Origin of the sequence: Niallia sp. FSL R7-0648, from assembly GCF_038007005.1 — a bacterium.
GTDB classification, from domain to species: Bacteria; Bacillota; Bacilli; order Bacillales; family Cytobacillaceae; genus Niallia; species Niallia circulans.
The window spans coordinates 220,264-234,434 of the sequence record NZ_JBBOWE010000002.1 but is presented as its reverse complement, the minus strand read 5'-3'; the positions used below and the strand labels follow the sequence as shown (position 1 = coordinate 234,434).

Genomic DNA, 14,171 nt, shown 5'->3' with positions numbered 1-14,171 from the left:
TTATAGATTATGAGATGAAAACGATGTGGGGGGAATACGATGAAAAAGATAACGATCGGTTTTTTGGCTATGATGATAATTTTGTCACTTGCTGCTTGTACAGCAAATAGTGATGCAGGAAAGGAAAAGGCGACTGGGGAAACGAAAGAAAAGGTATTAAATTTAAACAATGGACAAGAGCCTAGTTCCTTCGATCCGCCGATTGGTTTTGATAGTGTTTCGTGGACAGCTTTAAACAATTTAATGGAGGGGTTAACACGATTGGATAACAATCATGAGCCTCAAGCGGCTATAGCTGAAAAATGGGATGTGTCAGAAGACGGAAAAGTATACACTTTCCATTTAAGAGAGAATGCAAATTGGTCTAATGGAGATCCAGTTACTGCGGGTGATTTTGTCTTTGCTTGGAAACGATTGTTAAATCCAGATACGAAATCGCCAGCTGCTTTCCTTGGTTATTTTATTGAGGGGGGAGAAGCATATGCAAACGGAGAAGGTTCAGCAGAGGATGTAAAACTTAAAGCAGTTAATGAAAAAACGCTTGAAGTTACCTTAACAAACCCGCAAGCTTATTTTCTAAATGTTATCACTAATCCTGCATTTTTTCCGATTAATGAAAAGGTAGCGACAGAAAATCCAGAATGGTTTTCAGAGGCAGATTCATTTGTAGGAAATGGTCCATTTAAATTAACTAAATGGGAGCATGACAGCTATTTTGAAATGGAGAAAAACGAAAAATATTGGGATGCTGATACCGTTAAGTTAGATAAAATACACTGGGCAATGGTGGATGATTCCAATACAGAGTATCAAATGTTCCAAAATGGGGAATTGGATGTTTCTGATGTTCCAGCAGAATTAAGTGAGCAGTTATTTAGTGAAGGAAAAGTTAAAGTAGAAGACCAGGCAGGAACGTATTTTTATCGATTTAATGTGACAAAAGAGCCGTTCACAAATAAAAATATTCGTAAAGCTTTTGCTTTAGCTGTTGATCAACAGCAAATCGTCGATTATGTAACAAAAAATCAAGAGAAACCTGCCTATGGCTTTGTTTCATATGGATACTTGGACAATGACGAGAAGGATTTCCGTGAAACGAGTGGAGATTTAATAAAGACAGATGTGGAAGCAGCAAAGAAACTGCTTGAACAAGGAATGAAGGAAGAAGGATATACAACCTTGCCGGAAGTAACGCTTACCTATAGTACTAGTGATACTCATAAAGCAATAGCGGAAGCTTTACAAGCAATGTTTAAGGATAATCTTGGCGTAGACGTCAAGCTTGCCAATATGGAAGCAAGTGTCTTTACGCAAGAACAAACTGCACTAAAGCTGCAATTATCCAGAAGCTCTTTCCTTGCAGACTATGGAGATCCGATTAACTTTCTTGAAAACTTCCAATCTGGTTTGGCAATGAATAGAACAGGTTGGTCAAATGCGGAATATGATCAATTAATTAAAGATGCTAAAAATGAATCGGATGAAGCAAAACGTTTTGAATTAATGTATAAAGCAGAAAAATTACTGTTGGATGAGGCACCAATTTTCCCTATTCATTTCTATAACTATGTGTATTTACAAAACGACAGTGTGACGGGAATTGTTCGTCATCCGGTTGGATACCTTGAATTAAAATGGGCGGATAAAAAATAAGAAGAGAGCAGAAGGGATGAACAAAAGGCATCCCTTCTTTCCTTAAAGCATTAAAAAAACGAAAAAAGAAAGGGATAATAAAAGTGATAAAGCCGGAACGTTTAAAAAAAGGAGATACCATTGCCGTTATTGCTCCAGCTAGTCCGCCATCGCCCGATTCTTTACAAAAAGGCATCCAGTATTTGGAAGAGGAATTAGGGTTAAAAGTAAAGGTTGGACAACATGTTTACGATCAATACGGTTACTTAGCAGGAGAAGATGAAGCCAGATTAATAGATTTAGAAAATGCTTTTTTAGATCAAGAAGTAAAGGGAATTATTTGTGCTTGTGGGGGTTATGGAACCGCTAGATTGGCAAGTCAAATTAACTATTCCATCATTGCTCAAAATCCGAAGATATTTTGGGGCTACAGTGATATAACGTTTCTGCATACTGCAATTGCTAAAAGAACTGGATTAGTAACTTTTCATGGTCCGATGCTTTCCTCGGATATTGGAATGGAAGACTGTCATCCTTTATCGAAAGCTTTATTAAAACAATTATTTCAACCGCAAGAAATAATGTATACAGAAGAGTACTCGAACGTGGATGTTTTAGTAGAAGGGAGAGCCTCAGGAAGGATGACAGGAGGAAACCTTTCTCTTATCACAAGCTCGATCGGTACTCCTTTTGAAATAGATACCAAAGCAAAAATTCTACTGATAGAAGATATAAATGAAGAGCCGCGATCCGTAGACCGAATGCTTAATCAATTACAGCAAGCTGGAAAGCTGACAGATGCTGCCGGAATTATTATTGGTGATTTTCATCAATGTCAACCCAAAAGAGACAAGTCGCTTGCGTTAGACGAAGTGATCAACCACTATATTCAAAGAGCAGGGAAACCAACTATGAAGGGATTTAAAATAGGACATTGTTCGCCACATATATCTATTCCGCTAGGGGTTAATGCAGAAATAAACACGAATGAAAAAGTACTAATGATTGATAGCGGAGTGGAATAAATTAGAAGAAGTAAAAGCTGGAGAGTAAGTTAATTGGCATAGCAACACCAGAAAACAAGATTTTAAAAATAAGGATGATACATAGTGAAAATAACTAAAATCGAAACATTCCGTGTCGCAGTTCCATTAATTAAACCTTTTAAGACAGCGTTACGAACTGTAACGATTGCTGATTCTGTATATGTAAAAATTACATGCGAAAACGGAATTGTTGGTTGGGGAGAAGCACCGCCGACTTTAGTAATAACAGGAGATAGTCTAAAAAGCATCGAAGCATCCATTCATGAAGTGTTCAAACCTTATTTATTGAGCAAAAGCATTTTGCAGCTTGAATTATTGCTTCAAGGAATCCAGCAAATACTTGTTGGAAATGTGAGTGCAAAGGCAGCAATTGATATGGCCCTATATGACTGTTTTTCTCAATATTGTAAGCTGCCACTTTATCAATTATTGGGTGGATATAATAATACATTGGAAACAGATTATACAGTTAGTGTCAATGACCCGGTAGAAATGGGAGAAGACGCAATGAGCTATGTTAAACAAGGGTTTAATGTATTAAAGATTAAAGTGGGAAAAGATGAAATACAAACAGATATTAATAGAATAATAGAGATTAGAAGAAGAGTAGGAAGTGAAATTAAATTAAGACTGGACGCTAACCAAGGCTGGAGCCCGAAAGAGGCAGTTGTAGCTATACGAAAAATGGAGGACTTAGGGCTTAATATCGAATTAGTGGAACAGCCAGTTAAAGCGGATGATATCCAAGGTTTAAAGAAGGTAACTGATTCAGTAGACACATTAATTATGGCTGATGAGGCTGTATTTACTCCACAGCAGGCCTTTGAGGTGCTGAAAACACGCAGTGCAGATTTAATTAATATTAAATTAATGAAATCAGGGGGCATCTACCGTGCCCAGATTATCAATCATTTAGCTGAAGTTTCAGGAATGGAATGTATGGTCGGAAGTATGATTGAAACTAAATTAGGAATTACTGCTGCGGCTCATTTTGCAGCAAGTAAAAAGAATATAACTCGTTATGACTTTGATGCACCACTGATGCTGGCCCGAGATATAGTAGATGGCGGTGTTCAATATGACGGAAGAAACATCATTTTATCTAAGCAATTTGGTTTAGGGATAAATCATATTCTTGTACACGAAAAGGAGAATGTGGGATGACGAAATATGATGTGAGAATAGTGGATGTTCCTGTTGCTACCCTCTGGACAACTGAATATTCAGCAAGAGAAATAGACGCAGGGGCAATTGATAATCCTTGTGATATAAAGAGCTGGATTGCGAGTCTTGATTATGAAAAAGGACTAGAGCTTTGTACAGAGAACTTAGTACAATCACAAGTATTGTATGGGCAAGAGGTATATGTATTGGAAGAAAAAGGCAACTGGACATATGTAGCATTGCCCAATCAAGCAACTCGGAAAAATCAGCTTGGCTACCCGGGGTGGATACCTAAAAAACAACTTGTAAAAAGGGAAGGTTATTCTTTACAAAGTGGACCGATTGCAATAGTTGAAGCATCTGCAGCAGAGTTATGTGATGGTAATAAAAATGCAATATTGTCATTATCCTTTCAAACGAGACTCCCGCTAAAAAAACAAGAAGGAGAATGGGTTCAAGTGTCGACACCTTCTGGGGAAGGGTGGATTAGAGCAGCGGATGTAGTCGTTTATCCCTCTTTTCAAGATGTCCGTAAAGGAACAGGGAAAGATATAGTAAAACAAGGAGAACGATTTTTGAAACTGGACTATTTATGGGGCGGCATGAGTTCGTTCGGTTATGATTGCTCTGGTTTCAGTTACAGTATGTGCTTAGCGAATGGGTATGTGATACCGAGAGATGCCAGTGAGCAAGCAGAGGCAGGGAAAAATGTTCCTTTAGAGGAAATGGAACCAGGAGATTTATTGTTTTTTGCTTACGAGGAAGGGAAAGGACATATCCACCATGTAGGTATTTATTATGGAGAAAATAAATTGCTTCATTCCCCAAAGACAGGAAAGACAATCGAAATTATTCCTTTAGAAAATACAATCTATGAAAAAGAATTATGTGTAGCAAGAAGATATTGGGAATAAGGAGAGAGTGGGATGACACAGCAGGTTCTATTGAAAGTAGAAAATGTATCGAAGCATTTTGAATTAGAGAAGAATACGACATTACAAGCAGTATCTAATGTATCCTTTTCTATCAAGAAAGGAGAAACATTTGGTATTGTCGGTGAATCAGGCTGTGGAAAATCGACATTAGGCAGAACGATTATGGGATTATATAAAGCATCGAATGGGCAAGTTTTATACAATGATATCAATATGGGAAGTATGTCTGAAAAGGATAATTTTTCCTTTCGACGAAAAATGCAAATGATTTTTCAGGATCCCTATGCTTCGTTAAATCCTCGTTCCACGGTCCGGGAAATTTTGGCAGAGCCTTTAGAAATTCATGGAGTCTATCGAACAAAGGAAGAAAAAAATACTCGTATAGATGAGTTATTGGAAAGTGTAGGGCTGAATAGAGAACATGCCAATCGTTTTCCCCATGAATTTAGCGGGGGACAAAGACAAAGAATTGGCATTGCGAGAGCATTAGCCCTAGAGCCGGAATTTATTATTGCAGATGAGCCGATCTCCGCACTAGATGTTTCTGTGCAAGCACAAGTAGTAAATCTATTAAAAAGGCTGCAAAGAGAAAAACAATTAACCTATCTATTTATAGCCCATGATTTATCGATGGTAAAGCAGATTAGTGATCGAATTGGTGTCATGTACTTAGGGAATTTAGTAGAGTTAACAGACAGTAAGGCATTGTATTCCAATCCCCTACATCCATATACACAGGCACTTCTTTCTGCTATTCCTATTCCAGATCCAGATATAGAAGACAAAAGAGAACGAATTATCTTAAAAGGGGAATTACCAAGTCCAGTTGACCCGCCAAGTGGTTGTGTTTTTCGAACCCGCTGTCCCCATGCGATGGATATTTGTGCCAATAAAAAGCCAGATTGGCAAGAGCGAGAAAATGGCCATTTTGTAGCCTGTCACCTTTATTAGGATATAACAGGATGAATATGGAGAAATTAAGCAAGCTTATAAATAAAATTGTACAGGAATATGAGGGAGAAGGTCATTTTGGGATAGCTATGGAATGGAGAGGGCAAGTTTTTTTTCTAAATGAAAACGACGTCTTCCCCAGTGCTAGTCTCATTAAATTACCAGTTATGGTCGAAAGCTTTATGCAAAGCTCAGGTGGAACACTGGCGTTAGAAGATTTAGTGGAGGTTAGAAGCCTCCTAAGAACAGGGGGAGCGGGTATTGTTCAATACATGTCTCCGCAAAGTCGTTTATCGATTCGTGATTTACTTACTTTAATGATGATTGTTTCGGATAATATGGCAACCAATTATTTGATTGAGCGACTTGGCATGGACAATGTGAATAGAAGATGTCAACAGCTTGGGATGTCATCAACCGTTCTGCAGCGAAAAATGATGGACCGAGAAGCGCGAAAAAGAAAAATTGAAAACTATACTTCTCCTCATGATATTCTCCGATGTCTAAAGGCGATTTATAACGATAGAAATCAGAGTGGGAAGACAATCTTATATCATCAGCAACTTCTTGATAAACTGCCGTATTATCGCGGAGAGAATAGTGGTATTAGAATTGCTAATAAAACTGGAGAATTGGATAAGGTGGAACACGATTGTGCCATCATAGAGCACGAGGATGAAATTATCTTTATTGCGATTTTAACAGATCAGCTTACAGCCAATCAGAAAGGGAAAGAACTAATCCAATTAATTGGAGCCAGTATTTTTGAGTGTTTATATGATAAAAAAAGTCTGAACGGATAAGGCAGACTTTTTTTTGCGTGAGTCAAATCAGAAAGGTGCAAGAAAAATTCGTGTAAATATGTGAAACAGTCTTGAATGAAATCCTCGTTCAAACTATAATAAATAATGAAAATCATTATCATTTATAGTTTGTAAAGAAATAGATATCTCTTTTATCTTCGAATAAAGAAGGAAATAACGGCGGAAAATAGCAACAGAAAATGACTCCGAATTTATTATAAAACATATAGAAAGAACAGGAAGGAGGGGAAGAAGAATGGACATACTGGCTACAGATCAACTCAAAATTGGATATGAAGATAAAATTATTGTCGATGACTTGAATCTACGCGTGAAGGAAGGGGAAATTACAACCATTATTGGGCCTAATGGTTGTGGTAAGTCCACGATATTAAAGACTCTTGCGCGGATTCATAAAGCAAAGGCAGGGTTTGTATATCTAGACGGAGAAATGATACACAAAATCCCTACTAAAAAAATTGCCCAAAGAATGGCAGTGCTTCCTCAATCACCAGACGCACCGAATGGATTAACGATTTATGATTTAGTTTCCTATGGTCGTTCCCCTCATCAAAGAGGATTTGGGCGATTAGGAGAGAAAGATAAAGAAGTGATAAATTGGGCATTAGAAGTAACTGGTTTAACAGAGCTGAAGGATCAAGAAGTTGATACATTATCAGGTGGTCAGCGTCAAAGAGCGTGGATTGCGATGGCGATTGCGCAGGAAACAAATCTTCTGTTATTAGATGAACCGACAACGTATTTAGATATGGCTCATCAACTGGAAGTACTGAAATTGTTAAAGAAACTGAATGAAGAAGAAAATCGAACTATTGTGATGGTTATTCATGATCTGAACCATGCAGCAAGATTTTCCGATCATATGGTCGCGATGAGAAATGGTAAATTGATGAAAGAGGGAACAGCGGAAGAGGTAATGACAGAAGAGGTTCTAAAAGAAGTTTTCCAAATAGATGCTGTTGTTGTACAGGACCCTAGAACGAATAAGCCTGCTTGTCTTTCTTACGACTTATTACACCAAAAGGAAAGAGAATTAGTAGCATTCGCTAAGTAATGGATAAAAAGATTACTTAGCTTTTTTTTATATATGAAAACTTGTCTTATTCTTTTTTTAGCATGAAGAGAAGGGGGTTCTCATATAATGGGATTGAGTAACATTTCACATAAATTTGCTTATTATCGTCGTACCTATTTATAATTTTGGTATACTATTAGAATAGTGTAGTCAGAAATATGTATAGAAGGTTGAGATTAATGGATAAAAATATACTGCTAAAAAAATTTCTTGAAATATTGCCTGAAGAAAGTGTAAAAATGGATGAGGCGTTAAATAAATATACGTATACTAAAATTGGTGGGAAGGCTGATTTTTTACTTTTTCCGCAAACATATGAACAATTACAGTCAGCGTATAAATTAGCCCTTACACAAAATGTGCCGATTACGATATTAGGAAATGGTTCTAATGTGTTGATTAGAGATGGTGGAATTCGTGGGGTTGTATTTAATTTAACTAAGCTTGAGGAAATTTCTCTTGCAGGCAATAAAGTGGTTGCCCAAAGTGGTGCGGCGATTATTGAGACCTCTAGATTTGCATTAGAGCATTCTTTAACTGGATTGGAATTTGCTTGTGGAATTCCAGGTTCTGTCGGCGGAGCGTTATATATGAATGCGGGGGCCTATGGTGGAGAGGTTGCTGATGTTTTGGAATCAGCAAAAGTATTAACGAAAACAGGTGAAATTCAAACAGTAACAAAAGAGGAATTAGAACTTGGCTACCGTACTAGTAGTATAGAGAAAAATGGCTGGGTGGCATTAGAAGGAACTTTCTCTCTGCAAACAGGTGAGTATGCAGAAATTAAGGCGAAAATGGATGAACTTACTTTCTTGCGTGAATCTAAACAACCGTTAGAATATCCTTCATGTGGGAGTGTCTTTAAAAGACCGCCTAACCATTTTGCAGGGAAACTGATTCAAGACAGTGGTCTTCAAGGAACGAAAATAGGTGGTGCACAAGTTTCTACGAAACACGCAGGGTTCATTGTGAACGTAGAAGATGCTACAGCCAATGACTATCTATCCTTAATAAAACATGTCCAAAAAACAGTAAAAGAAAACTTTAACGTCGACCTTGAGACAGAAGTTAGAATTATTGGTGAGGAATAATAGGTTTGTTCTGTTTTCTTTAACAGGACAAAAGGGGTATTTGAAGGAGAATTCATCTTTTTCAGATACCCCTTTTTGGTGATTATTTTCTATCTATTTTCCGCAAAAATAACCGCATTAATAGATAGAGAAGATATCCTATTATCGCACCAAAGACATTTAGAATGAAATCATCTATATCGGCAGCTCGATCTGTAGTAAAGAAAAATTGGATTAGTTCAATGGAAAGGGAGCAGAGGATAGCAAGTCCTATTGTGATCAATGCTTGAAAGTGTTTTTTATATAACATAGGCAGTATAAAACCAAAGGGAATAAACAAGACGATGTTGCCTAAAGTATATAACATCCAAAAGAAAGGCGGCTTATATTTATATTGATACAAAATTTGAACATAGGGTGTAATATTCATTTTTCCTTCCGTTATGGTTGGTGGAGTGAAGTGAAAAGGAGCTAAAGTCACATAAGCAACAGTCAGTAAATAAAAGAAAAATAGATTGAGCAGAATTTCTTTAGAAAAAATGACTGAATTTCTTTCGTTCTTTCGTTGAAGTCGGAAATAGACCCATAACGGCACGGCCAGAATAAGAATAAAAGGAAAATTTAATCGTAATTGAACTCCACTCATCGACCATAATGTAATAAATAGAAAGAGAAAAATGATGACAAAGATTCCACTTTTTAATACATGCACAGATAATCGAAGTCCTTTCATTAATGTTTGTTCTCCTAAAAGTATATGAAGCTTGTTTGAAAATAGAATACAAAGCGAATTGCTTTACTCTTATTTAAGAAAAAAGCATACTAGGGGAGAAAGAGAATAGTTGTCTATATACTAATGAAGGAGATGAATCTTTTGAGTAGTAAAGTTCAAATCGGTCAAACGGCTATGCATGTTACGAAGCTAGGATATGGTGCAAACTCTGTCGGTGGTCATAATTTATTTCCGAATTTAAGTGATGAAACAGGAAAAAATGTAGTAAGAAGTGCATTGGATGCTGGGATTGATTTTCTTGATACCGCTTATGTATACGGATTAGGGAGATCAGAGGAATTAATCGGAGAGGTGCTGAAGGAAAGAGGCAACCGCCAAGATATTGTTCTTGCAAGCAAGGCTGCTCATAAATTAGTAGATGGCAAAATTGAACTTGATAATAGTAAAGAATTTTTACGTAAAGCGGTAGAAGATAGTTTAAAGCGTCTGCAAACAGATTATATTGATTTATTTTATGTTCACTTTCCAGATGGAGTTACTCCTATGGCTGAGGTAGCAGGAACATTAAAAGAATTAAAGGATGAAGGAAAGATTCTTGCAGTTGGAGCTTCGAATTTAGATGCCGAACAAATAGAGGAATTTAACCAAGATGGTTATCTAGAGGTATTCCAAGCAGAGTATTCTTTATTTAAAAGACAAGCAGAGGAAATATATTTACCATATTGTGTAGAAAACAATATTAGCTTTATTCCGTATTTTCCATTAGCTTCTGGATTATTAACCGGGAAGTACTCGAAGGATTCGATCATCAGCGGCGGAAAAGAAAATAATCCACTTTTCCAGGGAGAAGCATTTATTCGTAATGTAGAAAAGGTGGATCAATTAAAGCAAATGGCTGAAGCTAAAGGCTTTGATGCAACACATTTTGCACTAGCATGGCTGTTAGAGCAGCCTGCGGTTGATGTAATCATTCCAGGGGCGAAATCAACTGAACAGCTTAAGAATAATCTTCGAACATTAGACGTGTCATTAACGGAAGAAGAAGTAAAGAAAATTAGTGAGATATTTGCATAAGAGGTAATGCATCTAATGTGCGAATAAACTTGAGAGAGAATAATGATATCAATAAAAAAGCGATGAAGGGATATAAATCTTCATCGTTTTTTTTAGGTTTTTTACAACAGCCAATAATTGAGAAAAGAAAGAAAGTTATTTTAATATATCTTTATTTTGGAACGGCATCAAGAAAATGGAAGGAAATATAAAAAATAGACGGGACTGTTTGTTAGGTTTTCTAACATTTATCGTTAGGTGGTTATTGATATAACGATGTTTTTACCTTTTTCTAGAAAAAGTAAACAAAATAAACTTATCTGAATAATCACAAGAATAAATTATACCAATTTTGTTATCATAGTGTTACAATAGGTAAAAGTTTAAATATACAGATTTTTCGATTTAGTCGGATAATTGGAGGGGTAAAAGTGACACAATTGAGAAGTAATATGATTAAGAAAGGATTCGACCGAGCTCCGCATAGAAGCTTACTGCGTGCAGCTGGTGTTAAAGAGGAGGATTTTGATAAACCGTTTATTGCAGTGGTCAATTCATATATTGATATTGTTCCAGGTCATGTCCACTTACAGGAATTTGGGAAAATTGTAAAAGATGCAATAAGAGAAGCGGGCGGCGTTCCCTTTGAAATGAACACAATTGGGGTAGATGATGGGATCGCAATGGGACATATTGGAATGCGCTATTCATTACCAAGCCGTGAAATTATTGCAGATTCTATTGAAACAGTAGTTGCAGCACACTGGTTTGACGGGATGGTTTGTATTCCTAACTGTGATAAAATCACACCTGGAATGATGATGGCTTCTTTACGCTTAAATATTCCTACTATTTTTGTAAGTGGGGGGCCGATGAAAGCTGGAGTTACTAGTGATGGCAGAAAGATCTCCTTATCATCTGTATTTGAAGGTGTAGGGGCTTACCAGTCAGGTAAAATCGATGAAAGTGGACTAAGAGAATTAGAACAATTTGGCTGTCCGACATGCGGTTCTTGTTCCGGCATGTTCACAGCAAATTCCATGAATTGTTTGGCAGAAGCTTTAGGTCTTGCTTTACCTGGAAATGGGACAATTCTTGCTGTGGCACCAGAGAGAAAGGAATTTGTAAAGAAATCTGCGAAACAGTTGATGAATCTAATAAAAGAAGATATCAAACCGAGAGATATTGTTACAGAAAAGGCAATCGATAATGCGTTTGCTTTAGACATGGCATTAGGTGGATCCACTAATACAGTGCTTCATACATTAGCATTGGCTCATGAAGCAGGTGTAGAGTATCCTCTTGAAAGAATCAATGAAGTAGCATCTAGAGTACCTCATTTATCGAAGCTTGCGCCTTCGTCTGATGTACATATTGAAGATCTGCACGAAGCAGGCGGTGTGTCAGCAGCGCTATACGAATTATCGAAAAAGGAAGGAGCTCTCCATTTAGATACGTTAACTGTTACAGGAAAAACACTTGGAGAAAATATCGCTGGATGTAAAGTGAAAGATTATCAAGTCATTCGACCAATTGATGATCCTCATACTCAAACAGGTGGATTGGCAGTCCTATTTGGGAATTTAGCTCCTCAAGGTGCTATTATTAAAACAGGTGGAGTCCAAAATGGCATTCAACGACATGAGGGACCAGCTATTGTGTTTAATTCACAAGATGAAGTGCTGGAAGGATTAGTAAAAGGAAAAGTGAAGGAAGGACATGTTGTCATCATTCGCTATGAGGGACCAAAAGGAGGACCTGGTATGCCGGAAATGCTGGCACCTACTTCCCAAATTGTTGGAATGGGTCTTGGTCCAAAAGTAGCACTGGTAACAGATGGGCGTTTTTCCGGGGCTTCTCGAGGTATTTCGATTGGTCATGCTTCTCCTGAGGCAGCCGAAGGAGGACCATTGGCATTTGTAAAAGATGGCGATCATATTGTAATTGATATTGAAAATCGTACAATGGATGTTGTTGTTCCAGAGGAAGAATGGGAACAGAGAAAAGCAGAATGGAAAGGTTTTGAGTCGAAAGTAAAAAGCGGCTACTTGGCACGTTATTCGAAGCTTGTGACATCTGCGAATACAGGAGCAGTATTAAAGTATTAATTTGAACTGCTCATTATAGAATAAAAGCAGGCTGGATTCACTTTCTTGTGTGAATCCAGCCTGCTTTTATTGAATAGAAATGAAACGAGAACTATTCTTTTACTAAGTTTGTTTTCCTTTTTGGATCCATACTTTGTACTTGGAGGATATCTAAAAGAAACACAAACACAGGTATACCAATGATTAATCCCCATACTCCAAAGAAATGCTCTGAGAAGATAAGGACAATAAAGGTGAAAAATACAGGTAAATTTGTTTTCGAAGACATGAGCTTCGGGTTAAGAATATAAGCTTCGATTGCATGAATGATACAAATAAAAATAATCAAAATAATGATATAGGGGTATCCGCCAATGGTATATCCAATTGTTAATAAGGGAATGAGGGAAATAATAACCCCGGCAACTGGAATAAGACCAAGAACAAATACCATAAGAGATAATCCTAGTAATTGAGGAAAACTGAGTATCCATAATCCGATTGTCGTTAAAATGCAATTTACCAAAGCGATAATAACCTGTGCTTCTAATACTTTTCCGAAAGTTAACACAAACTTTTTGCCGAAAAACTCCATTTCGTTATAAAAAGGAGCTATTTTACTTGTGCGGAAGTTTTCTTTATATTTAATCAAACGCGGCTTCTCTAACAGGAAGAAGAAGCTTAAGATAATAGCTAGTATGAATTGTAAACTTAGGGAACTAATACTGGAAAAATATTTAACGATAATGCCCAGCCCTTGTTCCAAATAGCTGTTTATTTGTCTTTCTTGAATAATGGAAACAATATAATTTAAGACAGCATTATCATGGGGACGAGAGTAAAAATCCATTAGTTGTCTAACTAATGCTGTTATTTCTTCCACTAACATGGGCAAATATTTAATAAAGCTATAAGAAAGTAATCCGATGGTTATGAGATAGAGGATGCTAACTATAACGTTTCGTTTTACGTGAATTCGCTTAGAGATAATTTTTTCCATACGATCCATTAAAAATGAAAGAATAAAGGTAAAAAGCATTAAATTAATCATACTCCTAAGTGTGTAGATACCCAGAATCATGAGAGCAAAGATGAAAAACCTTTTTACACTTTTACTTGTAAGAAAATTGATAATTGTTTCCACTCCATTTCCCCTTTTTGATATATTTTTTCTTGTCTATCTATCTACCTATATTCTAACCTAAATTGATTTTTAATCATATAAAAAAGCCGACATTTTTGAAAATTTAGCAAGATAAAAAGCGTGTGCAAAATATATTGGAAGTATTTTGCTTGAAACTTTTCTCCTTAGACTTATATAATTAATTAAGTATAACTAAAACGTTATGGTTAGGAGGAGAAGCGATGGGGCTGTGAAATTAAGAATTGGTGATTTAGCAAAAGCTACTGGTGTGGCAAAAAGAACCATTGATTATTATACAAACCTTGGCCTTCTTCAAGCAGAGCGTTCCCAAACTAATTATCGTTACTATGGTGAAGAACAAAATTGAATAAATAAAGCTATTGAAGAATATAAAAAGAGTAAGCTTACGCTGGAGGAAAAGAAGGAACGATTAAATAATCAACAAGTGCATTCCATA

The 14,171-nt window shown here is 36.7% G+C and carries 13 protein-coding genes; 11 read left to right on the top strand and 2 right to left on the bottom strand.

Annotated features, from left to right (window positions below; translation table 11 throughout):
• Nucleotides 1-39: 39 nt before the first annotated feature.
• The 8 genes from NSQ89_RS21120 (at nt 40) to murB (ending at nt 8,718) form a co-directional block, all read left to right on the top strand.
• The gene (locus tag NSQ89_RS21120; protein WP_328283229.1) at nt 40-1,653 is read left to right on the top strand and encodes a peptide ABC transporter substrate-binding protein; all 1,614 of its coding nucleotides are present in this window, start codon (nt 40-42) and stop codon (nt 1,651-1,653) included.
• 83 nt (nt 1,654-1,736) lie between these two features.
• Nucleotides 1,737-2,657, top strand: a complete 921-nt coding sequence (locus NSQ89_RS21115; protein ID WP_328283228.1) for a S66 peptidase family protein — start codon at nt 1,737-1,739, stop codon at nt 2,655-2,657.
• Between the two features lie 84 nt (nt 2,658-2,741).
• Nucleotides 2,742-3,842: a dipeptide epimerase gene (locus NSQ89_RS21110; RefSeq protein ID WP_047944251.1), complete on the top strand. Its 1,101-nt coding sequence runs from the start codon at nt 2,742-2,744 to the stop codon at nt 3,840-3,842.
• Entirely contained in the window at nt 3,839-4,756 is a 918-nt protein-coding gene (locus NSQ89_RS21105; protein WP_341133254.1) for a C40 family peptidase, read from the top strand. Before NSQ89_RS21110 ends, NSQ89_RS21105 begins: the two co-directional genes overlap by 4 nt.
• A gap of 12 nt (nt 4,757-4,768) precedes the next feature.
• Nucleotides 4,769-5,728 (top strand): ABC transporter ATP-binding protein, encoded by a 960-nt coding sequence (locus NSQ89_RS21100; RefSeq protein WP_047944249.1) that lies wholly within the window; start codon nt 4,769-4,771, stop codon nt 5,726-5,728.
• 11 nt (nt 5,729-5,739) lie between these two features.
• The gene (locus NSQ89_RS21095; protein ID WP_328283226.1) at nt 5,740-6,531 is read left to right on the top strand and encodes a serine hydrolase; all 792 of its coding nucleotides are present in this window, start codon (nt 5,740-5,742) and stop codon (nt 6,529-6,531) included.
• Between the two features lie 256 nt (nt 6,532-6,787).
• On the top strand, nt 6,788-7,606 hold the full coding sequence (locus NSQ89_RS21090; protein ID WP_144580922.1) for an ABC transporter ATP-binding protein: 819 nt from the start codon (nt 6,788-6,790) through the stop codon (nt 7,604-7,606).
• Nucleotides 7,607-7,806: 200 nt separating this feature from the next.
• Entirely contained in the window at nt 7,807-8,718 is a 912-nt protein-coding gene (gene murB, locus NSQ89_RS21085; protein ID WP_047944247.1) for a UDP-N-acetylmuramate dehydrogenase, read from the top strand.
• Between the two features lie 82 nt (nt 8,719-8,800).
• Here the strand turns inward: murB and NSQ89_RS21080 are convergent, their stop codons facing one another.
• Nucleotides 8,801-9,430, bottom strand: a complete 630-nt coding sequence (locus tag NSQ89_RS21080; RefSeq protein WP_053215787.1) for a VanZ family protein — start codon at nt 9,428-9,430, stop codon at nt 8,801-8,803.
• 174 nt (nt 9,431-9,604) lie between these two features.
• Between NSQ89_RS21080 and NSQ89_RS21075 the strand changes: the two genes are divergently transcribed.
• Nucleotides 9,605-10,504 (top strand): aldo/keto reductase, encoded by a 900-nt coding sequence (locus NSQ89_RS21075; protein ID WP_235850483.1) that lies wholly within the window; start codon nt 9,605-9,607, stop codon nt 10,502-10,504.
• A 410-nt stretch (nt 10,505-10,914) separates the two neighbouring features.
• Entirely contained in the window at nt 10,915-12,591 is a 1,677-nt protein-coding gene (ilvD, locus tag NSQ89_RS21070) for a dihydroxy-acid dehydratase (RefSeq protein ID WP_047944245.1), read from the top strand.
• A gap of 91 nt (nt 12,592-12,682) precedes the next feature.
• On the opposite strand, the gene NSQ89_RS21065 is transcribed toward ilvD, so the two are convergent.
• Nucleotides 12,683-13,714, bottom strand: coding sequence for an AI-2E family transporter (locus NSQ89_RS21065; RefSeq protein ID WP_047944244.1), 1,032 nt, complete (start codon nt 13,712-13,714; stop codon nt 12,683-12,685).
• A 229-nt stretch (nt 13,715-13,943) separates the two neighbouring features.
• On the opposite strand from NSQ89_RS21065, the gene NSQ89_RS21060 reads away from it, so the two are divergent.
• Entirely contained in the window at nt 13,944-14,081 is a 138-nt protein-coding gene (locus NSQ89_RS21060; protein ID WP_186440704.1) for a MerR family DNA-binding transcriptional regulator, read from the top strand.
• The last annotated feature ends 90 nt before the right edge of the window (nt 14,082-14,171 follow it).

Bases quoted from the DNA above. Each gene is read 5' to 3' on its own strand.
- NSQ89_RS21100 (WP_047944249.1), top strand. From the start codon at position 4,769: ATGACACAGCAGGTTCTATTGAAAGTAGAAAATGTATCGAAGCATTTT.
- murB (WP_047944247.1), top strand. From the start codon at position 7,807: ATGGATAAAAATATACTGCTAAAAAAATTTCTTGAAATATTGCCTGAA.
- NSQ89_RS21120 (WP_328283229.1), top strand. From the start codon at position 40: ATGAAAAAGATAACGATCGGTTTTTTGGCTATGATGATAATTTTGTCA.
- NSQ89_RS21090 (WP_144580922.1), top strand. From the start codon at position 6,788: ATGGACATACTGGCTACAGATCAACTCAAAATTGGATATGAAGATAAA.
- NSQ89_RS21095 (WP_328283226.1), top strand. From the start codon at position 5,740: ATGAATATGGAGAAATTAAGCAAGCTTATAAATAAAATTGTACAGGAA.
- NSQ89_RS21075 (WP_235850483.1), top strand. From the start codon at position 9,605: ATGCATGTTACGAAGCTAGGATATGGTGCAAACTCTGTCGGTGGTCAT.
- NSQ89_RS21105 (WP_341133254.1), top strand. From the start codon at position 3,839: ATGACGAAATATGATGTGAGAATAGTGGATGTTCCTGTTGCTACCCTC.
- NSQ89_RS21080 (WP_053215787.1), bottom strand. From the start codon at position 9,430: ATGAAAGGACTTCGATTATCTGTGCATGTATTAAAAAGTGGAATCTTT.